27 protein-coding genes are annotated in these 25,694 nt (G+C 39.2%); 8 read left to right on the top strand and 19 right to left on the bottom strand.

Annotated features, from left to right (window positions below; genetic code table 11):
* Positions 1-25 precede the first annotated feature (25 nt).
* From OXT66_RS02030 to OXT66_RS02020, 3 genes are all read right to left on the bottom strand, one after another.
* Complete coding sequence (locus OXT66_RS02030; RefSeq protein WP_268595404.1) at positions 26-247, bottom strand: hypothetical protein; 222 nt, start codon at positions 245-247, stop codon at positions 26-28.
* Positions 248-312: 65 nt separating this feature from the next.
* Entirely contained in the window at positions 313-1,020 is a 708-nt protein-coding gene (locus OXT66_RS02025; RefSeq protein ID WP_268595403.1) for an MIP/aquaporin family protein, read from the bottom strand.
* 122 nt (positions 1,021-1,142) lie between these two features.
* Positions 1,143-1,766, bottom strand: coding sequence for a hypothetical protein (locus tag OXT66_RS02020; RefSeq protein ID WP_268595402.1), 624 nt, complete (start codon positions 1,764-1,766; stop codon positions 1,143-1,145).
* A 120-nt stretch (positions 1,767-1,886) separates the two neighbouring features.
* On the opposite strand from OXT66_RS02020, the gene OXT66_RS02015 reads away from it, so the two are divergent.
* On the top strand, positions 1,887-2,543 hold the full coding sequence (locus tag OXT66_RS02015; RefSeq protein WP_268595401.1) for a YczE/YyaS/YitT family protein: 657 nt from the start codon (positions 1,887-1,889) through the stop codon (positions 2,541-2,543).
* Here the strand turns inward: OXT66_RS02015 and OXT66_RS02010 are convergent.
* Positions 2,521-3,369: an alpha/beta hydrolase gene (locus tag OXT66_RS02010; protein ID WP_268595400.1), complete on the bottom strand. Its 849-nt coding sequence runs from the start codon at positions 3,367-3,369 to the stop codon at positions 2,521-2,523. The genes OXT66_RS02015 and OXT66_RS02010 overlap by 23 nt on opposite strands.
* Positions 3,370-3,930: 561 nt before the next feature.
* On the opposite strand from OXT66_RS02010, the gene OXT66_RS02005 reads away from it, so the two are divergent.
* Positions 3,931-4,089: a hypothetical protein gene (locus OXT66_RS02005; RefSeq protein ID WP_268595399.1), complete on the top strand. Its 159-nt coding sequence runs from the start codon at positions 3,931-3,933 to the stop codon at positions 4,087-4,089.
* 39 nt (positions 4,090-4,128) lie between these two features.
* Here OXT66_RS02005 and manA read toward each other — a convergent pair whose 3' ends face one another.
* The 5 genes from manA to OXT66_RS01980 form a co-directional block, all read right to left on the bottom strand.
* Entirely contained in the window at positions 4,129-5,082 is a 954-nt protein-coding gene (manA, locus tag OXT66_RS02000; protein WP_268595398.1) for a mannose-6-phosphate isomerase, class I, read from the bottom strand.
* Positions 5,083-5,227: 145 nt separating this feature from the next.
* Complete coding sequence (locus OXT66_RS01995) at positions 5,228-6,121, bottom strand: metal ABC transporter solute-binding protein, Zn/Mn family (RefSeq protein ID WP_268595397.1); 894 nt, start codon at positions 6,119-6,121, stop codon at positions 5,228-5,230.
* A 347-nt stretch (positions 6,122-6,468) separates the two neighbouring features.
* Positions 6,469-7,182, bottom strand: a complete 714-nt coding sequence (locus OXT66_RS01990; protein WP_419146368.1) for a LysM peptidoglycan-binding domain-containing protein — start codon at positions 7,180-7,182, stop codon at positions 6,469-6,471.
* A 172-nt stretch (positions 7,183-7,354) separates the two neighbouring features.
* Positions 7,355-8,773, bottom strand: a complete 1,419-nt coding sequence (gene nhaC / locus OXT66_RS01985; protein ID WP_268595395.1) for a Na+/H+ antiporter NhaC — start codon at positions 8,771-8,773, stop codon at positions 7,355-7,357.
* 321 nt (positions 8,774-9,094) lie between these two features.
* Positions 9,095-9,631: a GNAT family N-acetyltransferase gene (locus tag OXT66_RS01980; protein WP_268595394.1), complete on the bottom strand. Its 537-nt coding sequence runs from the start codon at positions 9,629-9,631 to the stop codon at positions 9,095-9,097.
* A gap of 72 nt (positions 9,632-9,703) precedes the next feature.
* Here OXT66_RS01980 and OXT66_RS01975 point away from each other — a divergent pair, with 72 nt between their 5' ends.
* A complete protein-coding gene (locus tag OXT66_RS01975; RefSeq protein ID WP_268595393.1) occupies positions 9,704-10,093 on the top strand; it encodes a hypothetical protein in 390 nt (129 codons plus the stop codon).
* Here OXT66_RS01975 and trxA read toward each other — a convergent pair.
* Genes trxA through OXT66_RS01955 form a run of 4 tightly spaced genes read right to left on the bottom strand, consistent with a single transcriptional unit; the run spans position 10,077 to position 12,785 of the window.
* On the bottom strand, positions 10,077-10,409 hold the full coding sequence (gene trxA, locus OXT66_RS01970) for a thioredoxin (RefSeq protein WP_268595392.1): 333 nt from the start codon (positions 10,407-10,409) through the stop codon (positions 10,077-10,079). The two genes, OXT66_RS01975 and trxA, sit on opposite strands and share 17 nt — an antisense overlap.
* Positions 10,384-11,139, bottom strand: a complete 756-nt coding sequence (locus tag OXT66_RS01965; RefSeq protein WP_268595391.1) for a TerC family protein — start codon at positions 11,137-11,139, stop codon at positions 10,384-10,386. The genes trxA and OXT66_RS01965 overlap by 26 nt, the downstream gene beginning before the upstream one ends.
* A gap of 24 nt (positions 11,140-11,163) precedes the next feature.
* Complete coding sequence (locus OXT66_RS01960) at positions 11,164-11,784, bottom strand: glycoside hydrolase family 73 protein (RefSeq protein ID WP_268595390.1); 621 nt, start codon at positions 11,782-11,784, stop codon at positions 11,164-11,166.
* Between the two features lie 14 nt (positions 11,785-11,798).
* Positions 11,799-12,785 carry a linear amide C-N hydrolase gene (locus OXT66_RS01955; protein ID WP_268595389.1) on the bottom strand — a complete coding sequence of 329 codons (987 nt, stop codon included), beginning with the start codon at positions 12,783-12,785 and terminating at the stop codon, positions 11,799-11,801.
* 211 nt (positions 12,786-12,996) lie between these two features.
* On the opposite strand from OXT66_RS01955, the gene OXT66_RS01950 reads away from it, so the two are divergent.
* Positions 12,997-15,720, top strand: a complete 2,724-nt coding sequence (locus tag OXT66_RS01950) for an MMPL family transporter (RefSeq protein WP_268595388.1) — start codon at positions 12,997-12,999, stop codon at positions 15,718-15,720.
* Between the two features lie 230 nt (positions 15,721-15,950).
* A complete protein-coding gene (locus OXT66_RS01945) occupies positions 15,951-16,430 on the top strand; it encodes a C40 family peptidase (protein ID WP_268595387.1) in 480 nt (159 codons plus the stop codon).
* A 73-nt stretch (positions 16,431-16,503) separates the two neighbouring features.
* Here OXT66_RS01945 and OXT66_RS01940 read toward each other — a convergent pair whose 3' ends face one another.
* Both OXT66_RS01940 and OXT66_RS01935 read right to left on the bottom strand, forming a co-directional pair.
* A complete protein-coding gene (locus OXT66_RS01940; protein WP_268595386.1) occupies positions 16,504-16,959 on the bottom strand; it encodes a GNAT family N-acetyltransferase in 456 nt (151 codons plus the stop codon).
* Positions 16,949-17,608, bottom strand: coding sequence for a histidine phosphatase family protein (locus OXT66_RS01935; protein WP_268595385.1), 660 nt, complete (start codon positions 17,606-17,608; stop codon positions 16,949-16,951). Before OXT66_RS01935 ends, OXT66_RS01940 begins: the two co-directional genes overlap by 11 nt.
* 146 nt (positions 17,609-17,754) lie before the next feature.
* On the opposite strand from OXT66_RS01935, the gene OXT66_RS01930 reads away from it, so the two are divergent.
* Positions 17,755-19,899 (top strand): LTA synthase family protein, encoded by a 2,145-nt coding sequence (locus OXT66_RS01930; protein WP_268595383.1) that lies wholly within the window; start codon positions 17,755-17,757, stop codon positions 19,897-19,899.
* A gap of 14 nt (positions 19,900-19,913) precedes the next feature.
* Positions 19,914-20,672, top strand: a complete 759-nt coding sequence (locus tag OXT66_RS01925) for a potassium channel family protein (RefSeq protein WP_268595382.1) — start codon at positions 19,914-19,916, stop codon at positions 20,670-20,672.
* A gap of 99 nt (positions 20,673-20,771) precedes the next feature.
* Here OXT66_RS01925 and OXT66_RS01920 read toward each other — a convergent pair whose 3' ends face one another.
* From OXT66_RS01920 to OXT66_RS01910, 3 genes are all read right to left on the bottom strand, one after another.
* A complete protein-coding gene (locus OXT66_RS01920) occupies positions 20,772-21,257 on the bottom strand; it encodes a L,D-transpeptidase (protein ID WP_268595440.1) in 486 nt (161 codons plus the stop codon).
* A 270-nt stretch (positions 21,258-21,527) separates the two neighbouring features.
* Positions 21,528-22,517, bottom strand: coding sequence for an NAD(P)/FAD-dependent oxidoreductase (locus OXT66_RS01915; RefSeq protein ID WP_268595381.1), 990 nt, complete (start codon positions 22,515-22,517; stop codon positions 21,528-21,530).
* Positions 22,518-22,519: 2 nt separating this feature from the next.
* Positions 22,520-23,593 (bottom strand): PrsW family intramembrane metalloprotease, encoded by a 1,074-nt coding sequence (locus OXT66_RS01910; protein ID WP_268595380.1) that lies wholly within the window; start codon positions 23,591-23,593, stop codon positions 22,520-22,522.
* A gap of 137 nt (positions 23,594-23,730) precedes the next feature.
* Here OXT66_RS01910 and OXT66_RS01905 point away from each other — a divergent pair, with 137 nt between their 5' ends.
* Positions 23,731-24,690 carry a nucleoside hydrolase gene (locus tag OXT66_RS01905; protein ID WP_268595379.1) on the top strand — a complete coding sequence of 320 codons (960 nt, stop codon included), beginning with the start codon at positions 23,731-23,733 and terminating at the stop codon, positions 24,688-24,690.
* Positions 24,691-24,760: 70 nt separating this feature from the next.
* Here OXT66_RS01905 and OXT66_RS01900 read toward each other — a convergent pair whose 3' ends face one another.
* Positions 24,761-25,579: a Cof-type HAD-IIB family hydrolase gene (locus tag OXT66_RS01900; RefSeq protein WP_268595378.1), complete on the bottom strand. Its 819-nt coding sequence runs from the start codon at positions 25,577-25,579 to the stop codon at positions 24,761-24,763.
* Positions 25,580-25,694: the final 115 nt, after the last annotated feature.

The following is a 25,694-nucleotide window of genomic DNA, read 5'->3' as shown; positions in this document are numbered from 1 at the left end:
AATTCACTAAATGAATATATACCAATTATTTTTTAGGGTGCCAACCGCAGTGCTGGTGCAGGTAACACCGTTTACCATTAGCAAAATCTTCGGGACTGATTAAAAATACCGCCCCACAGTGATTATCGTGTGAAATTAAAATTGGTTCGTATGGTCGACCTTGATACTCCCCAACCCAGTGATAGTTGTGACCATCGCTAGCCTGATCCAAAACGGTTTGCGCATAATTTTTTATTTCGGTTGCCATTTTTATCACCTTGCTTAGTTTTTCACATATTATAACTACTTTGCAGTTAATTGCAATAGTTTTGCTTACTTAATTAAAAATTCCAATCCAGCAGCCAAAAAACCACCTAGCATAGGTCCCACCATAGGCACCCAAGCATAGTTCCATTCAGCTCCTGATTTGTTAGGAATGGGCCAAATAGTGTAAGCCAACCGGGGACCCCAATCTCGAGCTGGGTTGATTGCAAACCCAGTGGTAGTACCTAAACTGACTCCCAAAACCATGATCAGCATCCCAACAATAAAGGGCTTCAAACCGGTAGTGAAGTCACCTAAGTTAAGTAGCACGAAAATAAACACAAAGGTAGTAACTACTTCTGAAATTAAATTGTAGAGTGGTGAATTAATTGCTGGTCTAGTCGCAAAGATTCCTACTGAATTACCTTCTGCTTCATTTTTAGTGGCTTTGAAGTGGGGAATAAATTGAAAAATAGCTAACGTAGCCCCTACAAATGCCCCTAAAAATTGGCCCAAAACATATGGCAATACGTCGTGCCAAGGAAACATCCCAAATACTGCGTAAGAAACGGTTACCGCTGGATTTAAATGCCCCTGCGCCCCAAAAGCAGCCGCAACGTAAACTCCCATCGTAACCGCCATGCCCCAAGCCAAACAAATCAACAGCCAGCCGGCATTATTTCCGTACGTCTTCTTCAAATTAACTCCCGCTCCCGTAGCCGTTCCAAAGACGATTAATACTAACGTCCCTAAAAATTCTCCAATAAATCCATTCATTAATAATTCATCCTTTCGTCGTTAAACGCTTTCAATTCTCATTAAGAATATCAGAACTGACTGGCTGGTTCAAATTTTGCTATATAAAAAACCGCCAGTTCAAAACTGACGGTTTGCTTTAATTATTTTTGTTGTTCAAGTCTTTGTTGAATTCGCTTAGCTGCCTGTTTTCGCCGACTATCCGTTAAAACTACGATATTGTCTGGCAAATTACGATGTTGTTTGACTACCGACAAGGGCACAAACATATTGCAATCTTCAGAAAAACGTTGTTGATCTTGCTCAGTAAAGCCATCTGTCCAACCTAAAATGATGCGCATTCCCTGTTTTTTAATATCATCCCAGTATTTAGCGTCACTACTGTGGCTAACAAATTTTTGGGGATCAAGAGAATCAAGTGCCTTAATTAAGGTCTGGGCATTACTGATTTTATGTTGTGCTCCTAAAAAAGTAAAATAACGTCGCATCACTGGAAAAACTGAATTAAAGAAAACTTTATCGGCGGCAATTTTACGAGGAAAATATTCCTTAAAAATTTCCTTTACGGAAGTTGCCGTCCATCTTCTAGGCGATCGTAGTTGATACCGATAAGCTAAACCTACAAACGCCTGAGTAATATAAAAGGCATTGGCTTTTTGAGCTTGGTCTAACTTAGCATATGAGCGGGTAGATCGAAAGCGAATAAACCAGTAGTGATTTTTAGAAAAATTTCTCTCTGCAACCTCTTCTAAGTATTCTTGTGTCATAGCTTATCACCTCTACTCTTACTTTATAATAGCACGATATTGACCATCCCAGATTATTTTTGCCTTATTTTCAAAACTATGGCTATAATAAACTCATTACAACTTTAAAAGGAGATTGAAATGCCCGCGCTTAAAGACTTCAATCAACGGTTTAAATACCTGTGTCTTTCTATTATCATTAATGCGGCCGGTAACGCCTTAGCCATTTCTACCAATTTGGGAAGTGCCGTTTGGACGGGATCGGGAGTTAACCTTTCCCATTGGACTGGTATTCCATTAGGGACCGCCATGTTTTTATACGGCATAGCCATTACTATTTTGAATCAATTACTCCTCGGTCATTTTGACCGCCGCCGGTTCGTCTCTAATATCATGTATACCATCCCATTTAGTTACTTAGTAGCCGGCTTTGAATATGTTTGGAACTTCTTAGGTGTTCCTCAATTAGGGCTAATCATTCGAATTATTTTGGATATTTTCGGTTTGTTTATGGTGGCCGTAGCGGTTTCCATGTATACCCGTTCTAATTTGATAATGCATCCCAACGATGATTTGGCCTACATTATCCGGTTTAAGTTCGGCAACGGCAGCGCCATTATTTCTCAATGGCTCAGTTACATTCCCCCACTAACCATTATTGCCTTCTCTTACTTTTTTACTGGTCACCTCTACGCCATTGGTTTTGGGACCATTTGGGCCTTAGTAACTCAGGGAGCCGTAATGAAATGGTCCGACTACCATATGTTTCCCAAACTCAAACACCATGTTGATCTTTGATAAACGCCGCCATCTTTTGGACGGCTTTTTTAGTTTCCGGTAAATCAAACCACAAGACAAAATCGTGGAAACCAGCAGGAAATTCTAGCAATTGAACTTGATTTTGCGGTGTTAGTTCCGTCACTAATTGCTTATCGATTGGCAACAACATTTCGTGACCCCCAATAATTAGTTGTACCGGTCCTACCACCCCTAACGGCTGTTGCAATAACTGCTGTTGTTCGTGGGTTAATCCCTGCCAAAATTGGGTGCCAATCTTTTGCATTGTACTTAATTCTAGTAAAACTTCCTTGGCAGCTAAGTTAGTTACTGCCGAATCGGTTAGTTGCCAATCTAACCACGGCGAGATCAAAATAGTAGCAGCAATCGACTCCGGTTGTAACTGCCATAAATACTTAACTAACCAGGCTCCAGCTGAATCGGCCAACAAAATCACTGGAGTTTTAGTTGTCGTGACTTCAGTCAAGGCAGCAACGGCATAATCTAGTATTTGTTCACCAGTCGCCATTCCTAATAGGGTATAATCGGCCACTACGGTATTCACCATGGTATTTCGAGTGATTTTCTGTACTAATTGTACTTGATCAATATTTAATGGTGCGGTTAACGCCCCACCGTGAAAATATAAAACGGTAGCGGTAGCATGTGAGTCAGCATTTAACCAGTTAAGGGTCCCACCGGCTACCGGTCTTTGTTTAGTAATTAGTTCCGGCTGTTGCGCAAATAAATTATATTTTTGATTGGGTTGCATAAAGGTATTACTAACCAATTTTTTGTAATCCTGTTTTTTTAATTGGGAGCGCAAACGCATCATTGCTAAACTCATCAAGCCGCCTCCATTTAGGTTATTATTTATTAATAACTTTAATCTCTCGAGCCGTTAATATCAAGCTCGCTTTCATACTTTTTTCACAGTATTAAAAAGGGCGTCAATCATTGAAATTACTAGAAAATTATGTATACGATAAACTATCGCAATCACTTTTATACCAACGGATTGCGTCTTTTTCGTCGTTTGAAATCAACTACATTAAAATGAGTTTAAACTACAATAATTAGCATCACAAAAAAATCACATTTTGATCCTTGTTTCATAAAATAAATCATGTATATTATTAGTTGTAGATAAGAAGGACTCAGATAATTTTCCGAAATTATTTGGCAATCTCTTCTTCCCCTACATTCTAATAAATTAAATTCCCCCTTAATTTATGAGATAGATTTACTACTTTTCATATATTCTTCCCCTAGAATAGTAAAGTGAGACGGCCTCAAGCGGCTTGTCTCCTTTTTTTATACATAATTACTTGATTCCTATAAAATATGTACTAGTACAGAGCTCTAAAACCGGTTAGCCGATTGAACTCAGTTATGGAGAAAAACCACAATGAATAGAAGAACATTCGAAAGCCTCTTAATTATCATCAGCGGTACTTTCATGGTTGGTTATGAACTACTACACCAAAACTGGCGCAATACGATAACCCAAACCATTTTTTTCGTTATTATTTGGATTATGTGCCAGCAAAAATATTCTAAAAAATAAAAACCATTCAATTAAATTGAATGGTTTTTATTTTATAAATTATTTATTCGCCTTAGAGGTAATCAAGGTCATTTGGCCCGTTAATTCAAATTCAGTAACGTCGTTTGGCAAAATTAAGGATTGCCCCTTAGTTAAGTCATAGTCTTGACCAGCAACCGTTAATTTACCAGCGCCATCAATCACCGTCATAATTTGGTAGGGTTTTAAAGCGTCTAATTTGGTGGTTCCGTCAACTTCAATCTTAGCAACGTCAAAATACTTGGCGTGGACTAATTTAGTATAAGTGCCATCTGGAATTGTGATCGTTTCTGGTTGCGTAGGATAATCCTGATGAGGCACCGTCGTAACTTCAATCGCTTGATCGATTTGTAGGGGTCTTAACTTACCGGTTTGCTTATCTGGACGATCAAAATCATAGAACCGGTATGTGATGTCAGAACTTTGTTGTGTCTCTAAGGCAATAATTCCGGCCCCTAAGGCATGCAAAGTACCAGATGGGACATAGACAAAGTCCCCAGCTTTAACTGGCACAGTCCGCAAAATATCATCCCAGCGTCCTTCATTAACTGCTTGTGCTAATTCTTCTCTAGTTTGGGCGGTATGGCCGAAATACAATTTTGCATCCGGCGTAGCTGCCAAAATGTACCAGCTTTCAGTTTTACCGTATTTTTCACCATGTTGGTTGGCGTATTCATCGTCAGGGTGCACCTGGATCGATAAATCGGTGTTAGCGTCTAAAATTTTGACTAACAAGGGAAAGGCTTGATCTGCTGGATGGCCACCGAAAACTTCTGGGTGTTGTTCCCAAACCTCGCCTAAGGTTTGTCCCTTAAAAGGACCGTTTTCCACAGTACTTTGACCGTGTTGGTGGGCTGAAACAATCCAGGCTTCCCCTACGTGATCAGAAGGCAAGTCAAAGCCATACTCAGTTAGGTGAGTTCCGCCCCATAGTTTATCGTGTAGTGGTGCGTTTAAAAAAATTGGTTCACTCATTACCATTTTAGTACCTCCAATTTTAAATCCGTGCTACTTTGAGTATAGAATATTTTTTAAAATTAGTCTGTACCAATTTTAAAAATTCAATAAACAAAAAAGTTAACCACTTAAAACTAAGTTGGTTAACTTTTTTACTAGTTTATTACTTAAGCAATCGTTCTAATTCTTGGTATTGACTAGTCATCCATTCCAGATAAGTTTGGCCCTTCGGCAAAGTTTCAGTGACTTTTAAGACTGGCACATCATTTTCTTTAGCTAAGTTCACTAAATCCGTCACAGTGTGACTGGAAACCTGTTTGTTATCCACAAAAAAGGCAATGCGATGATCCTTAATGTCTGTTTGAACTTTTTTGATATCAGCCGGAGTAGGGTCCACCCCTTTATCAATGGCATTTTCAAAATGTTGATCATTAATTTTCACGTTTAACGCTTCTAGTCCGTAATCAAAAATTGGTTCACTCACGTCTGCTTTTTTACCACTAACTTGAGTTTTTACCCGACTAATTAGTTGGTTTAATTTTTGAAGCTTTTGTTGATATTGGCGGGCGTTAGCGTAGTAATCCTTTTTATGCTGAGGATCAATTTGACCGTAAGTAGCAGCTAACTTAGTGGCTAAATTCCCCATCGTTTGGGGATTGTACCACACATGCTCGTTATCGCCATCTTGCTTGTGCATCACGTTTTCACCCACCAATAAGTTTTTAGCATCATCACTACCGTTACTAGTTAGGCGCTGCATCCAGTCATCATAACCTAATCCGTTGGCAATAGTAACGTTAGCTTGTGCCACCGTTTTGGCATCCCCGGTGGTCGGTTCAAAATCATGAGGATCCACACTGGGATTGTTAATTAAATTTGTTACTGTACCATGATCTCCTAGGACTTCCTTGGCCACCTCGCCATAAAAATCTAAAGAACTGACCACGTTAATTTTGCCTGACTTAGATTGAGCAGATTTGTTGCCGCAACCAGTCAGAACAAACACTACTACTGCCAGCAGTAAAAACAGCATCCAGACCCCTAAATGTTTTCTCATTTAATTTCTCCCGTTTTTAAAAAGTAATAATTACTATTTAAATCTATCAAAAAATGAAGTGGGGTGCAAATCTTTTTTCAAAAAATAAATTTATGAAAGAAAAATAGCCTAATTAAAGTAAATCAAAAAAAGCCAATAGCGACCTTTCGGGCCGAACTATTGACTGTTATTTTCTTAGTGCTCAGGAATTAACCATGTTGGCCTTAGCACTTTATCTAAAACGGCTTCGACCTTCAATTAGCTCTCTTAACTACAGAAAACGAGATAGCGATACAAAAATCAGTATCGAACTATCTCGTTTTCTTAGGTTAATTATCGCTAATTCCCGAAGGTCTTAGCACTTTATCTTAATACCAACCATTAGCTTGCCAGAATGCCTTAGCAGCACTCCAAGAACCATAACGGCTAGCAACATATTTATCAGCGACTTTTTCTTGGTTAGCTGCTGAGTAATCCCCATTTAAGTATGATGAGGAAAGCTGATATTTACCAATGTATTGACCGTTGGTAGCTGAATAAGAGCCACCAGATTCTTTATTGGCGATCCAAGCTTTAGCAGAAGCATCGGAACCAGAAGCACTAGAAGTATAAGAGCTAGAAGTTGAGTTAGCACTAGTGTTAGAACTAGTAGTTGCATAGTTACCGCTAGTCTTGTAACTAGCATTGGCTTTAGGCGTTGCATAGCTATAGTTAGTAGTGGTAGCTTTTTGAGGAGCTGAATAGTTATAACTAGCATTGCTAGTCTTTGGGGTTGAATAATTGTAATTTGTGGTGGTGTTAGCGGTATTATTATCAGCACCCACTTTAAGTTGTTGGCCCACCACAATTAAGTTAGCATCGGCCAAGTTATTCCGTTGTTGAATACCGTTTACCGTATCGTTATATTCTGCAGCTAGTTTAGCAACGGTGTCACCTGCTTGAACAGTAACAGTAGATGAAGCATCAGCATAAGTGTAACCCGCAAAGTACAACCCCACTGCAGCAGCACCGGTAGCAAGTAATAATGATAATTGTTTTTTCAAAGAATTCACTCCTATAGTCTCTAGAATTTTAATTTCCATTTTTCATAATCGGTAGCACGATGAGTACTTCTTACCGATTCAACATGGCTTACTATAAGGCATAGGTATTACTACTCAATATCAACCAGATTAAAAACAAATTCGGATTTCGTAATAATGTAAATTATAAGTAATAATTGAGACGTTGATTCACGGACAGTTATCTTCTGGATTAATTACCAGCAGGCTTTTGGACGCCTTTTGCACTTGGTTTTAAATGTTTCAAACCAATCCCCGTGTAAGCACTTAGTAATGAAAAAATTGGTGAAGCTAAGCTGAAAAAGACAAATGGTAAGTACTGCAAAGTAGGAATTCCTAAAGCATTGGCAGTAAACACGGCTGCTACGCCCCAGGGAACCAAGTAGTTAATCACAGTGCCACCATCTTCTAACACCCGACTAAGGGCGACTGGTGCCAAACCTGCTCGCTTGTAAGTTTCTTTAAAGGCGTTACCGGGTAAAATGCTGGCCAAGTATTGTTCGCCGACGAATAAATTAACTCCGATACCACTTAAAATCGTGGCAGTCACTAATGCACTAGGGGATTTCAAGCGTTTGGAGACTGGTATCATCACGGCTTCAATAATTCCTAAGTTCATCAGCATACCACCTAAACCTAACGCCATGATAACCAGGGAAACGGTACTCATCATCGCCAAAATACCGCCCCGACTAAGCAAAGTATCCACGTTAGCATTGCCTGTTTTAGCAACAAAACCATTCACAATCACATCCACTATTTTAGCTAGGGATGTATGTGGTTGAGTCATAAAAATCATCCCTACCGCCACCGCAATATTAATAAACAACGTCGGAATCGACGGAATTTTGATCCAAGCACAGACAAACATCAACACGATTGGTAACAACGCCCAAGGACTGATAAAAAAGTGTTGGTTCAACGTTGCCACCGTTTTAGTAATCGCACTGCTATCAAATTGTGAACCGGTTGGTCCAATTAGCATGTAGCCAATTAGGGCCACAAAAAATGCCGGAATCGTCGACCACATTAGGTTTTTAATGTGACTAAATAAATCAGCGCCCACAATCGCAGCGGCTAAGTTAGTAGAATCAGATAACGGTGAAGTTTTATCCCCAAACACCGCTCCGGAAATAATTGCCCCCGCAATCATCGCTGGATTAATTCCCATGGTGATTCCCATTCCTAAAAAGGCAATACCCACAGTAGAAATCACGGTCAAGGCACTCCCAATCGCGCTTCCCACAATCGCACACACTAGAAAAACTGATGGCAAAAACCAACGGGCAGTAATTAATTGAAACCCAAACACCATTAAACTAGGAATTACACCACTCATAATCCAAGTACTAATTAACGCCCCGATTAAAATAAAAATAAAGATGGGGATAATTCCAGTACTTACGCCTTCGACCAATCCCTGGTTAATACGATCCCAATTAAAATGACGCACTCGCGCCCACAACATCAAAAGGCCAATCACTACTAAAATTGGTACCTCCGGACTGAGTTGAAATTTAATCACTCCCAATCCTAAAATCAACATCATCCCTAATAAAATTAAAATTCCCTCTGTCAAACTAACTTGAATCTTGACCTGTTCTTGCTTCATCACCGTTCGCTTCCTTTCCTAAAACTTTATGACCATAAAAAAAGTCCCTACTGTAATTAATTACAGTAGGGACGCATAACCGTGGTACCACCCAATTTCAAAGACTACCCATTTCGGGTGTCTTTCTCACTAGATAGTAACGGTTCTAGTTATTTTCCGGTCATAAAGACACTAGCTACAGTATTTGGCTTTAATTATCCTGACCGATTCGCAGCACCCACCGGCTTTCTGACACCCAGATAATCAGCTACTTGATATAGCATCATCGTTTTTTAATTTGAATGGTTAACATGTTAACAGTTGACCAGATGGACGTCAAGGTTAACTATGATCGATGCCAAAATATTCATCCGGATAATAAATTTTGCCACCTTTGTTGTACAAACTACCATCACGTAATTGTTTAACCAAGTTACTGTAAATATCAACTGGCATGGTAGATAACAAATTAAAGTTTTCCCCAGCGACATAGCCAGAATTAAAGAAGAAATCACCACTGTCAATCGCACTAACAGCGGGATAGCCTGCCAATTGGGCTCGACTTTCTAATTCGTGCAAAATGCCCTGTCCTACCGCATGGTGTTGGTAAGCAGGATCCACACTAATACTAATCACCGAAACGATTTGATAATCATTTCCCATACCACTGACTTGAACTGGAATCATTAGGCTATGTCCAATTACTTGCCCATCCTCAGCAGATTGAGCCACAACTTCAAACTGGGGATTATAATTATCCCATTGGCGTAAACGCTCAATCATTGTTGCTCTAGAAGCCCCTTTAGGGTAACTAGCGGTAACTAACTTATTAATAACTTCAAAATCATCTGGCACAACTGTCCGAATTGAAAATTTCACGATAACATCTCTTTACTCTCTAAATTTGTGGTTTAATATTTACTAACATCTGTAATTATAAAGGAGCTTTGTATGAAACCTAAAACTAAATGGATTTTATTAAGTATTCTAGCCTACTTATTATTTGCCGGCTGTGGTCTAGGATTTGGCTTTTTGGATCCGGCCAAAATCAGCTGGCCCTGGACTGCTTTTTGGCTCATCGCAGCGTTAGGGATCGCCTATTACTTAGGCTTTAAAAACTTAATCTTTGAACGCACCATGTACTATGCTAAACAATTGAACCTTACCAAAGCCGATTTAGTTACCATGCTACCAGAATTATCAGGCAGACAAGAAGTCCCTGATCCCCAAAAACGGCATTGGCTTAGCCCCGTGTTTAACTTTTCATTGCAAAACTTAAATATTTTAGATCGTCAACTAGCTCAGTTAGCTCAAACCAAAGGTATTAAGCCGTTTGACTAGCTTCAGCTAGTTTTTTATTAAGGTACGTTTTAAGCTTGTCCTTAGGAAAAATTCCGGTCACCTTTTCTTTAGCAACTCCATTTTCAAATACTACCAACGACGGAATACTCAAAACGTGATATTGTTCGGCTAATTCTTGGTTGTCATCCACGTTGAGCTTAGCAAAATGAATTTGGTCACCCATTTCCGCTTCTAATTGTTCTAACACCGGGTTCATAATTTTACAAGGGCCACACCATGGTGCCCAAAAATCAATTACCGTTATTTTATTAGCCACTTCGGTCGTTAAATTATCCTTTGTGATCGTCACTGCCATTTTTAGTAGTTCGTCCTTCCTTGATATAGTGAAAAATAATTGTGCCAATTACTGCTGCTACCACGATAATTCCAAAAACCGTTGATGGGATTTCAATATCGATTGCCGGAATAGATAGGATCAATTTTACAGCAATAAAGGCAATTAAAACATAGGCCATTGGTTGTAATTCAGGAATCTTAGCCATTAATTTCATAATGACCTCAGCGACTCCCCGCATTGTTAAAATCCCAATCATTCCCCCAATCAAGACAATGACTGGATTAGATGAGATCGCCAATGAAGCTAACACGGAGTCAATCGAAAATACGATATCCATAAATTCAATTTGCAGCACTACCGACCAAAATAAAGAAATGCGACTTCCCTTTTTGAGTTTTCGAGTGTGGGTTTTTTTGGTTTTACGAAAGAATGAGTAAACCAGATAGAGTAAATACCCGCCACCAATTACCTTAATTTCCCAAAAATGAATCAGATAAGTCCCAATCCCAATAATTAAGAACCGGAAAATATAAGCCCCCCATAAGCCGTAAAAAAGGGATTCTTCTTGTTGCTTTTTAGTGGGCAAGGCTTGCGTTTGCGCCGCTAGCACTACCGCGTTATCTACAGATAACAAACATTCAATCAATACCAAAGACAAAATGATTAACCAATCTTGTCCAGACGAAATCACCGTCTCCCAATTGTGTAAATCAAAAAACGGTGCATATAAATTAACAAGCCAGTTCATACATTAGGTTCCTCTCATCCTAAATTAATTACTATTACCGTTAATAGCGGCTAAGTCATATTTACTCAAATTATACTTACGAATAATTTGGATCAATTTCTTCGCATAGTGTGGATCGGTTGCGTACCCATTTTGTTGCAGTAATTTAGCAACTTTACGGTATGATAACACGTTACTTTGATTAATAAACTGCTGAGCTAGTAAGCGATTATGATCATTAATGGCAGCTAATAAGCTAGGGTACTTCCGAAAGGCGGCCTTCACCGTAATTCGCTTACCAGAAATCACCTCCGCTGTATCATAACGAATTGACTGACCATGGTAGCTACCCATAATTCCAAACGGATTATTAGCATTGCGGTATAAATCTGAATCCCCCCAGCTCGACTCTAAAATAGCCTGAGCCACCACAATACTAGGTAAAACTTGTTGATTCTTTTCATATAATTTCATTGCCGGACGAGCAACTTTACTAATAAAACTATCGTGTTCTTGATTAGTTTTATCCACTACGGTCGTACTGCTTTCACTGACGTAATAACTTTGAGAACTAGCGATTCGATTACTTCGAACGTAAAACGCCCCGCTCACCACAATTACAATCAGTACAAAGCAGGTCATAATGGCCCCAATTTTTTTATTCAAATAAATTAAACTCCTTAATTAATTTCTTTGAAAGTTATTTTATCATTTACTGGGAAGTAACGGAGCTGATTACCCTCAATTAGTTCATCAGTTAGTTGAATCTTAACTACTTGTTTGGCGTGGTAGGGTTGGTAGTAATAATTGCGACTATCACAATCTACTGCCGATCTATAAACGGAATAGGTGGCTTGATGGTCGGTATTTTGTGGTACGTTGACCGAATCTAATAGGTGCCAAGCGTTATCCACCGCGGTATTTTCATCCGTCGCCAAGTTAATTCGTTCTTTATAGTAAGCTGCTCGAACAAACCGGGAATTAGGGGTATACGATCCTGGTGGAATCGCTTTGCCCGAAACATTACCAGTCGTTACCCGCGGGGTGTTGAGGGGAACCGTACCAGCATCAAACTCCGGAGTGAATTCCACGTATTGCCGTAATTTATCAATTTGGCGCTGAAAATGGTTACTATTGGTTAATACTCCCAAGGGATTTTCAATAATTTTGATGGGATGTTGATCTGGTTCAATCACTACCACTCTTCCGGTAGGATCTGCAGCCGTAAAGTGTAATTCCACCTTGCCATACTTTTGGTGACTATAACGATCAGTCATTAGTTCAATTTCGGCTAAGTGTTCACTAATATCTTGAACAGATTTAAAATTAGCTAACAAATAAAACGAGAGTTCATAAGGGGCCAAATGAATTTTCCCCGGCGTCGGCTCATCTACCAATTGGGTTCCGTTAGTAAAAGTGAGTTTTTGGACTGCTAGGCCGTGTTCATTTACCCCATCAGAAACGTCTAATTCGTGATCGTGATAACCACCACTACCAATTAAAGCGTATTTAGTATGATACGCTTGTTGATCATAAACGCTTTGCCACTCAAAATCACGGGGACAAAATACCGGACCAGCACCTAAAGTGGGCCAATCCATTGTACGCGCTAACACATGCGCTGGTTGCTGTGGATCAGTACTAATTTGAAATATACTTGTACACATATTTTCCCTCCAAATTTTATCGCTAATTCCCCATTGAAAATGATATGATATAGTAGTTAATAACTATATTGCAACTAAAATATCGTCAGTTTTATTTAAAATATTTATAAGCTTTCCAAAATTTGCTCAGAATTGAATAACTTAATTGGACTAAATTGTAAAATAAAATTACTTAGTATAACGGAAAACAACAACGGGGAGAAGTTTTGCCATGAAAGAGGCTATCCATAAATTACATAAAAATCGAGTTTTTTCACTACTACTCTGGTTGATCGTGGTGTTTGTCGCCATTATTCAAACACCTAATGTCACCAACTTAACCGAAAGTGCCAGCAACATATCCTACGGAGCTAAATCCCAACCGGCTAAGGCCGCAGATATTAAAAGCCGTTGGGGCTATCAACTTAATAATACCACTGGCGTAACCATCGTCTATAATAATCCCAATGGTGCCATTAAGGCTGATCAAAAAACTCAAATTGATAAAACAATTAAAAAGCTTCAAAAAAACAAGTCTTATTATAGTATTAAAAAAGTTACCACCATCAAAACCAATTTGGCTGGTAAAGGCCAATTAATTTCTCAAGATAAGTCTACGGAATTAGTTGAATTGGATGTAGATCCACAAAATAACACGTTAGCTATTTTAACCAATCAACTAGTTAATCAAACTAAAATCAAAGGACTATCTTCGTACGTAACTAGTCCAGAAATTGTTAGAAATGTTCAAACTCAAAAAGTAGCTACAATCAATAATTTAATTACCATTGCTTTATTCATCGTAGCGGTTTTAATTGTAGGAGTTTACTTCCGTTCAATCTTAGCAGCCTTCGTTTCACTAATTACGTTATTTAGTAGTTATGTCGTTTCATTAGGAGCGATTACCAATCTAACCACTAGATTAAACGCTCCGTTTTCAGTCTATACACCGTTAGAAATTGCAATCGCTACTATCGTTATGGGACTCATCTGGAATATTTATTTATTCAGACGAATTAAAAACACCTCGATCTTACAAACCGAAAGCGTAGCTGCTACCCGACAAACCATCAAGGCTAGTCGGTTCCCAATTACCATGACTGGATTACTATTAGCGTTAGCGTTTGGGTCTTTAATCTTCATTCATTTCACTCCCATTAGCTCTCTTTACGCCGTCGGCATTTCGTACTTAATTTTAATGTTAGCCGTTTTGACCATTAATCCAATTTTTACTGCCGCATTAGGGGAAAGTGTTTTCTGGCCCAACGTTAAACCCGAAAAGCACCACCAACCGGGATTTTGGAATCGCTTAGTTAGCTTTTCATTATGGCAACCTTTAGCCGGCTTATTAATGGCTCTTTACTTAACTTTTCCGTTTATCTATAATTTCCGTCCTAACTTAAGTTACACTCCGTTGTCCACCCTAACGGCTAGTGATCAAGCGGTCCAAGGAGCTCAAGTATTACAAACTCATTTTGCGGAAGGCAAGGCTACTCCGGTAACCATTTATTTGGAAAATGATAAGGCCCTTAATAAAGAAAAATACCTGCAACAAATTGATGCCTTAACTACTAAACTTCAAAGCATGCCCGGCGTGAACTCGGTTTACTCAGTTACTCAACCAAGTGGAATGCCAATTAGCAAGTACTACGTCACTAATCAATTGGGAGACATTCAAGCTGACGTTAAATCAGCGATTAGCAAGTTAACTAGAGTTTCCACAGGTATTGCTTCTAATCGTCGTAATATTAATATTGAACAATTGAACAAACAAATTGGTTACCTTAAAACATTAACCAATAAAAGTGACAAAATTAATTCTAAGAGTACCGATATTCAAAAGCAGGTTAGCGATGCTTCAAATAAAGCTAGCGTTAACCAACAACGGAGTGCCAACTCAAAAGTTAAACGTTACGAAAAGCAATTAGACAAACTTAATACCCAATTAGACACCACTTCAACTGATATGGATGCCTTAATTGCTCAAGCTAATAACATGCAAAACTATTCTCAAACCATTTATAACAATATGCAAACTTACAATGAGGCTTTGCAAAAAGTTAAAAATGATTTGAAGTCGTTACAACTACAAGTTAAAAACGTTCAAAAAGGCTTAAACAACGTTTATGACTACTTAGCAGCCTTACAAAAATCTACCGCTTCTAATGTTTACTACATTACTAATTCTCAATTAGAAGATACTGATTTCTTGCAAACTATGTACAACTATACTAGTCAAAACAAAAAGATTACTTCCTTACAAGTTATCTTTAACAATGCTCCTAACAGTTCTGACACGCCTAAACAGGTTCAACTATTACAAGATCAAATCAAGACACAACTACAAGGTACCACCTTAAAGAATGCCCAAGTAGCTGTTACTGGTGAACCTGTTTATCAATCACTAGAACAACATAATCTTCAACGTGGTTTCTTGATCATGGCAACTATTATGATTGTGGCGATTGCTTTAGCTGCCTTTATTTTAAGCAGAGCTATTCTTCAACCATTCTACTGGTTGATCGCCCTAATCATGTCAGTAATTACTGGTACTCAATTAACCTACTTGGCTTTAGATTACGTAGCTAACGTTTCGGCCTTTGATTGGCAGGTGCCAATCCTAGCAATGGTAGTAATCACCGCCGTAGGGGCTTGGCAAATTATCTCGTTAGGCTTATCCATGCGCTATACCCGTTTGAATCCGTTAGACTGGATTCGACCAAGTATGGCTAGTTACGGCCAAGTGTTGAGGTACATTTTACTAGTAGTCATCTTAATTTCATTGGCCCTAACCTATGGATCTTCCATGGTAATGATTGAAACTGCCATGATTTCTGGATTTACTTTTGTTATTTACTACCTAATTTTACCGATGATCGTCTCTTCCCTTGGCAAAATGGCAGTTACGGCTCCTGATAAAACCAGATTATTTAAACAACACACGGATGACAAATAATTTTTACTAATTATATTCCTACTAAGAAAACGAGAAGCAACCCTAATTGGGATTGTTTCTCGTTTTTTATTTCCCCTTAAATAATTCGCTCAACCCTTGGTAGCCATAAAGTTTAAGTTTTTTTGTAATTTCTTAAGAAAGTATTTAATTACTTTGATACTTCTTTGTTACACGTTTGCAATATTCTCTTGTTAAAGTAAGAGCATAAATAAACGGGGGTTAGTTTTAAAATGAAATTACATAAAAATCTTTTACTTAGTTTAGTTGCATTCTTTAGTTTATTAGCCGGTGGTTTTATCGCTGCTGACAACAGTCAAGCTGCTACTACCGATGATGACGCTCCTTCATATTCATCAATTTACAAATTGGCTAAGAAAAACCTTGGCAAGCCTTACGTATACGGCGCTACTGGTCCTTATGCTTTTGATTGCTCAGGTTTTACCAGTTATGTTTACAAAAAAGCTGCTAAAGTAACTATTCCACGGACTGCTGCTGCTCAATACCAAGCAGCTAAAAAAGTTTCTTACAAGAATATGAAAAAAGGCGATTTAGTATTCTTTGGTTACAGTGCCTACTCAATTTACCATGTTGGGGTTTACGTTGGTAACGGTCAAATGATCGATGCTCAAAACAACGGTGTGGTTAAAGAAAAAGTTATTGCTCCATGGTGGGATTACTATGGATCAGCTCGTGTTACTAATTTGAAGTAAACATAACTTATCTTTTAGAGTTAGCCCAAACGACATAGAAAATGAAAACAACATCCGATCGGATGTTGTTTTTTTATTGTTTTATTTTTAAAATTAACAATTGATGTTGAATCCCTGCTTCCATAAACACTGGACCAGTGGCTTGAAATCCCAAGCGTTTATAAAATGGGAGTGCCATTAACTGCGCTCCCAAGTAGAATTGAGGTTCAGCCAAATCACTAGTTAACGGGTCAAAATCGGTCATCAACTGAGTTAATAACTGGCTGGCATAGCCGTTTGTTCTTGCCGATTTAACCGTAGCCACTCGTTGAATATGGACCCCCTGATCAGTAATGGTTGCTCGGGCAGTAACTACTGGAATGGCATCTATATACCCAACATAATGAACAGCCCCTTCATCACTACCATCATATTCTAATGCCGGATCAATTCCCTGTTCGTTAATGAAAACGGCGTCTCGAATTTGGTGAGCAGCAGAGATGATTTGCGAATCATCTTTACTGGCTTTGATTTGTAATTTACTGGACATTAAACGCAGTTACCTCAATTTGATCATCATGGAAATGCAGTTTAGTAATACTACCATTAGCAGGTCGTTCCGTAACGTCGAATTGACCGTTACCAAACCGTTCCACTAAGCTCAATAACGTGTTACCATGGCTAACTAGCAAGACGTTGTCACCGTCATGAATCTCTGAATTAGCCTTAATTAAGGCTAATCCTTGATCTAACCGTTGCCAATATTCATTATTATCTTCAGCATCGTGGAATGGATCTGCGGCCTTTAATAAATCCTTAGCCTTACCAATGGACTTCTGTTCCACAATCGACCGAAAAGTAGGCATCCCGTGTGGAGCCCCCGCTAAGTACCAAGCTTGATCCATATCCGTTCCTTCAAAGTAACCATAAAATTCTTCTCGGAAAAACTTAGAAGTTACCGGCGTATCCAAATCAGAGGCGGTGTTTTTGGCCAAAATCATATTAGCCGTGTCCATTGCCCGAGTGGTGTCAGAACAATAAGCCGCCACAAATTTAGTGGAAGCTAATTTGTTCCCCGTATCCACAGCATTTTGAATCCCCTTATCGGTTAACGGTGAATTACTCCACCCTTGTAACTTGTTGTAAATATTGAAATAGGTTTGTCCATGTCGGACCATATACAGTGTAAAATCTGCCATTAATCCCACTTCCCTTCTTAGATACCTCTAGTATAACTAAAATCCAGTTTAATTTAGCAATATTAAGTTAAGTTTCTGCTTTTTTTCTACAGAAATTGCTGGCGTCTGATAAGATGGAAGCAGCTAAAATTTTAAGGAGTATATCCGTGAAATACTTAAATAATATTTTAAAACGTAGCAGTACGCGCATTGGCTTTATTGGCCTATTAACTGCTTGTTTTTGGTTAAAAACCATCTTGGCTTACTTCGTTGATTTTCGGTTAGGAATTAGTAATCCATTTCAATTCTTTATCGTCTTAATCAATCCCCTGGCAACTACCGTTTTATTGTTAGGAATTGCCTTGTACTTTAAAAAAGCCCGTTATTTCTACCCCATTGCAATTATTATGGATATTGCTAATATGGTCTTGCTGTATTTAAACGTCATTTATTTCCGGGAATTTACCGATTTTATGACGGTCAGCACCATGACCGGATACTCTAAGGTTAATCAAGGATTGAGTGGCAGCTCTTTAGCCCTCACCAATATCCATGACGTTTTGTACTGGCTAGATTTAGTCATTATCATTGCGTTATTACTAGCTCGTAAAATCAAAATTGACAAACGACCTTTAAACAAACGAGTCGGCTTAGCCGTTACTTCGGCATCCATTTTGTTTTTCGTCTTTAACCTTACCTTGGGTGAAATGGACCGCCCACAGTTATTAACTAGAACTTTTGACCGCACCTATATCGTTAAATATCTAGGCTTAGATGCTTTTACCGTTTACGATGGTCTCAAGTCCCAACACAATAACGATTTACGGGCAACGGCTACCAAGTCAGAACTAGCTAAAGTAAAGCAGTTTACCGATAAACACTATGCTAAGCCTAATTCCGAGTACTACGGCATTGCCAAGGGTAAAAACGTAATTGTACTACACCTAGAAAGTTTCCAACAATTCTTGATCGGTCAAAAAATTAATGGCCAAGAAGTCACTCCGTTCTTAAATAAACTGTATAAGAGCCAATCTTCGTACTCGTTTAAAAACTTCTTCCACCAAGTTGGCCAAGGTAAAACTTCAGATGCTGAAAACATGATGGAAACTAGCACCTACGGCTTACCACAGGGATCGTTATTTGCTCAATTAGGCAGTGATAACACCTTCCAGGCTGCCCCTGCTATCTTGAACCAGCGAGCAGGCTATTCTTCAGCCGTCTTCCATGGCAACATTGCCAGCTTCTGGAATCGAAACAATGTTTACAAGAACCTAGGATACCAATACTTCTTTGATGCCAGCTACTATGACACCACTGGCGATCGTTCCTTAGGTTATGGTCTCAAGGATAAGTTATTATTCCGTGATTCGGTACCGTACTTTGAAAACTTGCAACAGCCGTTTTACGCCAAATACATCACCGTTACTAACCACTTCCCTTATGATTTAGACAAGGAAGATACTAACTTTAGAACCACTAATACTGGTGATAGTACGGTGGATAACTACTTCTTAACTGCTCATTACCTGGATCAATCAGTCCGTGAATTTTATCGTTACCTGAAAAAAACCGGCATGCTTAAAAATTCCGTCATTGTGCTCTATGGTGATCACTACGGTATTTCTAACTCTGAAAATACCAGTTTAGCCAAGGCTTTAGGTAAGGATCCAGAGAAGTGGAACGATTTTGATAACGTTTCTATGCAACGGGTTCCTTACATCATCAACGTGCCTGGCCAAACCAACGGGAAAGTTTTTGATGAATATGCTGGCGAAATTGATGCTTTACCTACCCTAATGCATCTCTTAGGGATCAGCAGCAAACGTTATATCCAATTCGGAACTGACGTCTTTTCTAAGCAACACGATCAATTAGTAGCTTTTAGAAATCAAGATTGGGTTTCACCAAAATACACTTCAATTGATGATAAAGTCTACGATAGCGTCACTGGCAAGGAAATTATTAATCCTACTAAAGCGCAAAATAAATTGTTTGATGCCAACGATGCTAAGGTTCATAATGAGCTTAGTCTTTCTGATTCACTTAACGAAAAAAACCTATTACGTTTCTATCACCCTAAAGGATTTAAAAACATCAATCCAAGCGATTTCAACTACGCTAATGGGTTAAGCAAAGAACGTAAGATCGAAAAAGAGTTGGGTAATAAATCTACCAGCCTTTTCTCCGAGAACGGTAATAAATCTACGTTAAGCGACTACGTTACTAACGCCCCAGAAGTTGGCCATAAAACTACGGATTCTAATCGGATTAAGATTACCAATCCGGACGCTAACAACGAATCTACTCATTAAAGAAGGCGAATTTCATGCCCCCGCACAAATTAAACCGCGCTTTATTAGCCTATCAAGTAATTATTGTTAATCTGGCCTTGCTGTCTATTGGAATGGTATTAGCCAGCCACCAACATCTGCTTAGCTTAAGTCAAGAACCATGGCATAAAATTTACCTAGCCATTTGGCTGATCTTCTTATTTGATTACGTCATTAGGTTTGCGACGGCTACTTCCAAAAAGAAATTTCTGATTGAAAATTTATTTGATTTAATTGCTTTGATTCCTTCCCACCCCATTTTTGTATTCTTTCGGTTGGGCAGAATCGTTTCAATCATTCAGTTCTATCATCTCTTTTGGCGATTAGGTTGGTCAGGTGGTTGGAGTAAAAAAATCCATAATTTTTTATATGATACTGGGTTTATCTATCTTTTTTCGATTAGTTTGGTCATTTTAATCTCTGCTTCATTGTTGTTTTCGATCTTCGAACATCGATCATTAGATCAATCACTTTGGTGGTCAGTGGTTACCGCCACCACCGTTGGTTATGGTGATGTGACGCCAAAATCTGAGGGTGGCAAGGTAGTTGCCGCTATCCTGATGTTTGGTGGGATTGGCTTTATTGGTTTATTAACTTCTACGATTACCGATTACTTCACCAAAAACGATGAAAAAGATGAAGCAGTCCAAGCTATTGAGCAACTAACTAAACAGGTTACTAGGCTTACCAGACAGGTTGATAAATTAGAAACTGAACTTCGTAAAAATAAGCAGTATCCTAATAAGCAAAAATAAAAACCTGCTGAGCACTTTAAAAGTGTTCAGCAGGTTTTGTTTTTAAATCTGTTCATTATTAGTTGCTTCGCCTAATTGATTTCATCAGATTCTTCATTATTAATGAATATAAACTTTGGTTCCTCTGGGGACATTTTTATAAATCCAATAAGCATCCGGAATAGTTAATCTAATGCACCCGTGAGAGACTGGCTTGCCTAACTTAGCCGCTTCCGATTTAATATATTGATCTCGTTTATTAGTAGGCACGGTATGGAATAAATAAATTCCATTGTATAGCCACGAAGTCCAGTACTTAGCCCCTTCTTTAGAAGAAGCATTATAAAACGATGTCCCCCGATTTTGAATGTGGTAAGTTCCCCGCGGCGTACTGTTATTAATTCCAGTAGAGCAAACCATCGTGTATAAAGCTCGTTTTTGCTTTTTACGAGCAACGTATACCCGTTGTTTTTTGATGTTAACAATTAACCAGTCACCATTTTTAAATTTAGGGTACGCCTTTTTTTGAGAGGGTTTCTTCCAGTTAACCGTGGTTCTAGCACTCGCATCTACAGTAGCTACCGCGCCTAATTCACTCCAGCCCAGTACCAACACTAATCCTAATACTAACTATTTTTTTCATCCCTCAAACTCCTTCAATGTTTATCTAAGTACCTGACTACGTCTCTTCCCAATTTAACATTGGCTTTTAATGGTGCCATTCCCATTACTAGTAGCCACACTAGTTAGTATGGTTAAGCTCTTGTTTCGCATAATTTATTATTTAACTATAACCAAATTATCCTAAAAGCTAGTCACGTTGTCAATCGGTTGTTAGTTTAGTAAAAAAACTTCCTAAAATGGAAGGCTTGTTACTTATTTTAAATGAATGGAGGTACTGTGCATTGGCCCGCGGCCGTTGGGATCCATAAATTTAAAGGCCGAGTTAACTGCCAGTGGCGCTTCTCCCATCCCGGTAGCAATCAGTGCTTGCTTATCGGCAAAGGTTGCCACATCACCAATAGCGTAAATACCAGCGACCTCGGTATTACCACCTTGATCTGCCAAAATTTGACCTCGCTCGTTCGTTAACTTTACGTCCCAATTATCCAAAACACTATTTTCTGCACTAAAGCCGTAGTTAACCACAATGTCATCCACCACTAAGTCAGTCATTTCGGCTTCCGTTCGCATTTTTTTGGCAGTAACCTTTACTCGTTGATCATCCGTCAGTTCTAGCCCTTTAATTAAATATGGTGTAATTAATTTAATTGATGAAGCATTCAAGCGATCTACTGCACTTTCTAACGCTCGGAATTGATCTCTGCGATGCAATAAATATACCTGACTAGCTACCCCGGTCAACATTAACGCTTCATCAATCGCGGCATCACCACCACCAGCCACCAATACTTCTCGGTCCCGGAAATGTTCTAAATCTCGCACGCTGTAAAAGAGGTGACTACCTTCAAAGTCTGCGCCATTATCTACCGCTAATTTTCGGGGATTAAAGGCCCCGACACCGGTAGCCACGATCACGGTTTGGCTGGTCGTTATTCCTTGATTAGTAATGATTTCAAATGCAGTTTCAGTTTGCTTAACGTTAGTAACGGTAGTCCCTAACTTCACATCTACATCCATTTCTGCTAACTGGGCTTCTTGTTGTTCAATCAAATCCCGTCCTTTGATTTGAGGATAACCACCAATATCTAAAATCGTTTTTTCCGGATAAATAGCAGTTACTTGGCCGCCCAATTCAGGCAAGCTTTCAATCAACTGCACTTTAGCGTTACGTAATCCTGCGTAAAAAGCGGCAAAAATGCCGCTAGGGCCGCCGCCAATAATGGTAATTTCATAATCAGCCAACTTTATGGCCTCCTCGTTTTTTTCTTTTTAACAATTAACTGCCCCTGCAAGGTCCGAACTTCCCTTAAACCAGCATCGATCATGACAAAAATTAAGAACCAGCCAATCACAACTACAATCAATTCTTCGGTAATAGAAGCCGGCAAGCCAGTTCCGGGAATGTCCCAATCCCATAATGTATGTAGTCCGATAGCAATTAGTAAGAAAATAAAAAAGCGTGGCTTAGTAACAAAATCTCCTAACGTAAACGGCTTTTTGCGCACTTTTCCTAAGATAATTGCCCCCCCAATGATAGCGGCCCAAATGGTATGGGTCCCGATGGCCTGAAAACTTCTGGTATAAATGGTAACCAGCCCATATTCACTCACGTATCCCGAACTTTCGAATACCGAAAAACCAGCCCCCACGGCCGCCCCAATCAATAAACCGTTAAAAATATAATTTAATTTATAGGCGTTGATAAACAAAATAATCACTACCGTTTTCGCCAGTTCTTCCACTACCCCTACTAACAGGGCGGATTCAATGCTAATGTTGGTTTGAATGGGTAACAGTAGATAAAATAACATGGTAACCAATAGGGACAAAATGCCCCCCACCAAGAAGGTCTGCATTACCTGCAAAAAAGAAACGTTTTGGTAAACATTGATTTCAAAAAACATCATTAGCAAAGAAAACGGCACCGCTAACGAACCAATAAAGATCATTCCGGGAATCGCCTTATCGCTTCCAAATAAATACAGCAATAGCATCAGCATCGTAAAACTAAGGGCTAACACCACGAACACCCTGGTAAAAAACCACGGTTTCACTGGTCGACTAGAAACTTTGCGTAATCCCGGCGTAGTGGCCTTGGTTCCCGCAATAAAAATACGGTCTGCTTCGTCTTTAGTATGCCGTTTAAAAATACTAGAAAACATTTTCGAGAGGTGAATCTCGACTTGTTCATTGGTTTCATCAACTTTTTCACCTAAACGCTTAGCGATCGTATCGTCTAAATTATCATAATTACGCCGCACTCCGGTCCAAACTAAATCCAAGAACCGAAAGCCGCCGTCATACCATTTACTTTTCATTGAACTCTCCTAAACTATGGTTTTAATTATAGCGACTCTCGTTATAAATGCCAATCATTCACGATTGCCAATTGAGAATAAAGCGCTTTTACGCTATGATAGAAATACACATAATTTCATTTACTGGAGGTTACAAAATGGCTCAAAAGAAAATGATTCTTGACTTGGATACTGGGATTGACGACGCAATGGCAATTGCCTATGCGGTTGCTAATCCTGAAGTGGATTTAATTGGGATTATCGGTTCGTACGGTAACGTTTACGTAGAAGACGGGGTAATCAACTCCCTTAAAATTCTCGAACTACTAGGGGCTACTGACGTTCCCGTTTATACCGGCTTACCTCATTCTTCAGAATCTGATCACTTTGACCGGATGCCAATCAGTGCTGAAATTCATGGTGAAAACGGCATCGGGCAAGTCGAATTACCAATGCCAGCTCGCAAGCCAGAAACTGGCGATGCCATCGACTTCTTAATTGATTCTGTTAAACAATACGGTAAGGATCTTATCTTGGTACCAACCGGTCCGTTGACCAACCTTTCTGCAGCCATTGAAAAAGCTCCTGAAATTACTACCGAAATCGGTAACGTTACCATCATGGGAGGGGCCTTAACCGTTCCTGGTAACGTTACGCAAGTTACAGAAGCCAACATCAACCAAGATGCCAGCGCTGCTAATAACGTCTTCACTAGTTCCCTTCACCTAACCATGGTCGGCTTGGACGTTACTTTGCGGACCCTCTTAACTCGCAAAGAAACTCAACAATGGCGTGATTTAGGAACTGATTCTGGTAAAGCCTTCGCTGATATTGTTGACTACTACATCAAAGCTTACGAAGTTACCAGCCCTGATCTTCATGGCTGTGCCCTCCATGATCCATTTGCTGTCGGCGTAGCGATTGATCCATCATTTGTGACTACCTTGGACCTTAACATGTACGTCACTACCGACAAAGAATACTATGGTCGTACAGTTGGTGACCCTGCTCGCCTAGACGAACCAGAAACTAACGTTAAGGTGGCCGTTAACGCTGATGTTGATGCTTACTTAGCAACCTTTATGAAGTTATTGACTACTTTGTTTGAAGAACACTAAAAATAAAAGAACTTTGGCAAATGCCAAAGTTCTTTTTTGATATTAATTTTGACTCTACTTGTTTAACTATTTAACCAAAGGCTGTTTCAAGATAATGAGCCACCCCATCGTGATCATTATCAAAATCCGTCACCACGTCCGCAATTTCTAGCATTTGAGGTTGACCATTTTTCATTACGACTCCGGTACCAGCAGCCTTAATCATCCCTAGATCATTTTCAGCATCGCCAAAGGTCATCAGATTGCTAAAGTCCCAGCCAAAGTGGTTTAGTAAGTGACTCAAGCCCACTTGTTTATCCATATCCATCGCCAAAAATTCGGTAATAATAGGTTGAGAACGCACGATATGGTAGTGCTTATTAGCTTCAGCAGGCAATTGAGCTAAATATTCGTCCAATAACGAAGGTGAATCACACATTACCGCCTTAGGAAATTCATCTTGGTCACTAATGTTAGCGTAGTTTTCCGCTTCAAAGTGTAACACGCCGGGCTTAAATTGATTTTGATAATTAGAAGGTTTCAAATCAGTTAATGAGTATGCCTGCTCAAAATCTAGTAAGTCTAACGGAGCATGGACTTGTTTAGCAAAGCGATGAAGACGATCAAAATCGTGTTTTTTCAGTCCTTGTTTGAATAGTTCCGTTTTATTATCGTTTTCTACCACTAGAGCACCATTAAACGTAATCGTATAATCTTCGCTCCCCACTAAATCCAGCTGTTCAATAAACCGCCAAATCGCGTTAATAGGCCGACCAGTACACAAAACTACTTTAATTCCCGCACTATGTAAGTTCTTTAAAACTTGCTGGGTATAATCACTAATCGTTTTGTCACTAGTCAGCAAAGTCCCATCTAAATCTAGGGCAATCATTTTAATCTCATTATTCATTCTCTCTACTCTCCTCTATCGTTCAGTAAATCACTAAATTAAAAACCATCATTAGTATACCCCTTAAATTCAAATGCGCCAGTTAAAAAATAAAACCGCAAACTATCCGTTTGCG

It is taken from the genome of Lentilactobacillus senioris, assembly GCF_026798195.1.
GTDB lineage: Bacteria > Bacillota > Bacilli > Lactobacillales > Lactobacillaceae > Lentilactobacillus > Lentilactobacillus senioris_A.
Note: the sequence above shows the minus strand (reverse complement) of the source record. Positions and strands in the feature narration are given on the sequence as shown.

Bases quoted from the DNA above. Each gene is read 5' to 3' on its own strand.
- OXT66_RS01975 (WP_268595393.1), top strand. From the start codon at position 9,704: ATGAAACCTAAAACTAAATGGATTTTATTAAGTATTCTAGCCTACTTA.
- OXT66_RS02030 (WP_268595404.1), bottom strand. From the start codon at position 247: ATGGCAACCGAAATAAAAAATTATGCGCAAACCGTTTTGGATCAGGCT.
- OXT66_RS02020 (WP_268595402.1), bottom strand. From the start codon at position 1,766: ATGACACAAGAATACTTAGAAGAGGTTGCAGAGAGAAATTTTTCTAAA.
- manA (WP_268595398.1), bottom strand. From the start codon at position 5,082: ATGAGTGAACCAATTTTTTTAAACGCACCACTACACGATAAACTATGG.
- nhaC (WP_268595395.1), bottom strand. From the start codon at position 8,773: ATGAAGCAAGAACAGGTCAAGATTCAAGTTAGTTTGACAGAGGGAATT.
- OXT66_RS01900 (WP_268595378.1), bottom strand. From the start codon at position 25,579: ATGAATAATGAGATTAAAATGATTGCCCTAGATTTAGATGGGACTTTG.
- OXT66_RS02025 (WP_268595403.1), bottom strand. From the start codon at position 1,020: ATGAATGGATTTATTGGAGAATTTTTAGGGACGTTAGTATTAATCGTC.
- trxA (WP_268595392.1), bottom strand. From the start codon at position 10,409: ATGGCAGTGACGATCACAAAGGATAATTTAACGACCGAAGTGGCTAAT.
- OXT66_RS02005 (WP_268595399.1), top strand. From the start codon at position 3,931: ATGAATAGAAGAACATTCGAAAGCCTCTTAATTATCATCAGCGGTACT.
- OXT66_RS02010 (WP_268595400.1), bottom strand. From the start codon at position 3,369: ATGAGTTTAGCAATGATGCGTTTGCGCTCCCAATTAAAAAAACAGGAT.
- OXT66_RS01925 (WP_268595382.1), top strand. From the start codon at position 19,914: ATGCCCCCGCACAAATTAAACCGCGCTTTATTAGCCTATCAAGTAATT.
- OXT66_RS01940 (WP_268595386.1), bottom strand. From the start codon at position 16,959: ATGTCCAGTAAATTACAAATCAAAGCCAGTAAAGATGATTCGCAAATC.
- OXT66_RS01935 (WP_268595385.1), bottom strand. From the start codon at position 17,608: ATGGCAGATTTTACACTGTATATGGTCCGACATGGACAAACCTATTTC.
- OXT66_RS01990 (WP_419146368.1), bottom strand. From the start codon at position 7,182: ATGGAAATTAAAATTCTAGAGACTATAGGAGTGAATTCTTTGAAAAAA.
- OXT66_RS02015 (WP_268595401.1), top strand. From the start codon at position 1,887: ATGCCCGCGCTTAAAGACTTCAATCAACGGTTTAAATACCTGTGTCTT.
- OXT66_RS01910 (WP_268595380.1), bottom strand. From the start codon at position 23,593: ATGAAAAGTAAATGGTATGACGGCGGCTTTCGGTTCTTGGATTTAGTT.
- OXT66_RS01955 (WP_268595389.1), bottom strand. From the start codon at position 12,785: ATGTGTACAAGTATATTTCAAATTAGTACTGATCCACAGCAACCAGCG.
- OXT66_RS01965 (WP_268595391.1), bottom strand. From the start codon at position 11,139: ATGAACTGGCTTGTTAATTTATATGCACCGTTTTTTGATTTACACAAT.
- OXT66_RS01905 (WP_268595379.1), top strand. From the start codon at position 23,731: ATGGCTCAAAAGAAAATGATTCTTGACTTGGATACTGGGATTGACGAC.
- OXT66_RS01950 (WP_268595388.1), top strand. From the start codon at position 12,997: ATGAAAGAGGCTATCCATAAATTACATAAAAATCGAGTTTTTTCACTA.
- OXT66_RS01945 (WP_268595387.1), top strand. From the start codon at position 15,951: ATGAAATTACATAAAAATCTTTTACTTAGTTTAGTTGCATTCTTTAGT.
- OXT66_RS01995 (WP_268595397.1), bottom strand. From the start codon at position 6,121: ATGAGAAAACATTTAGGGGTCTGGATGCTGTTTTTACTGCTGGCAGTA.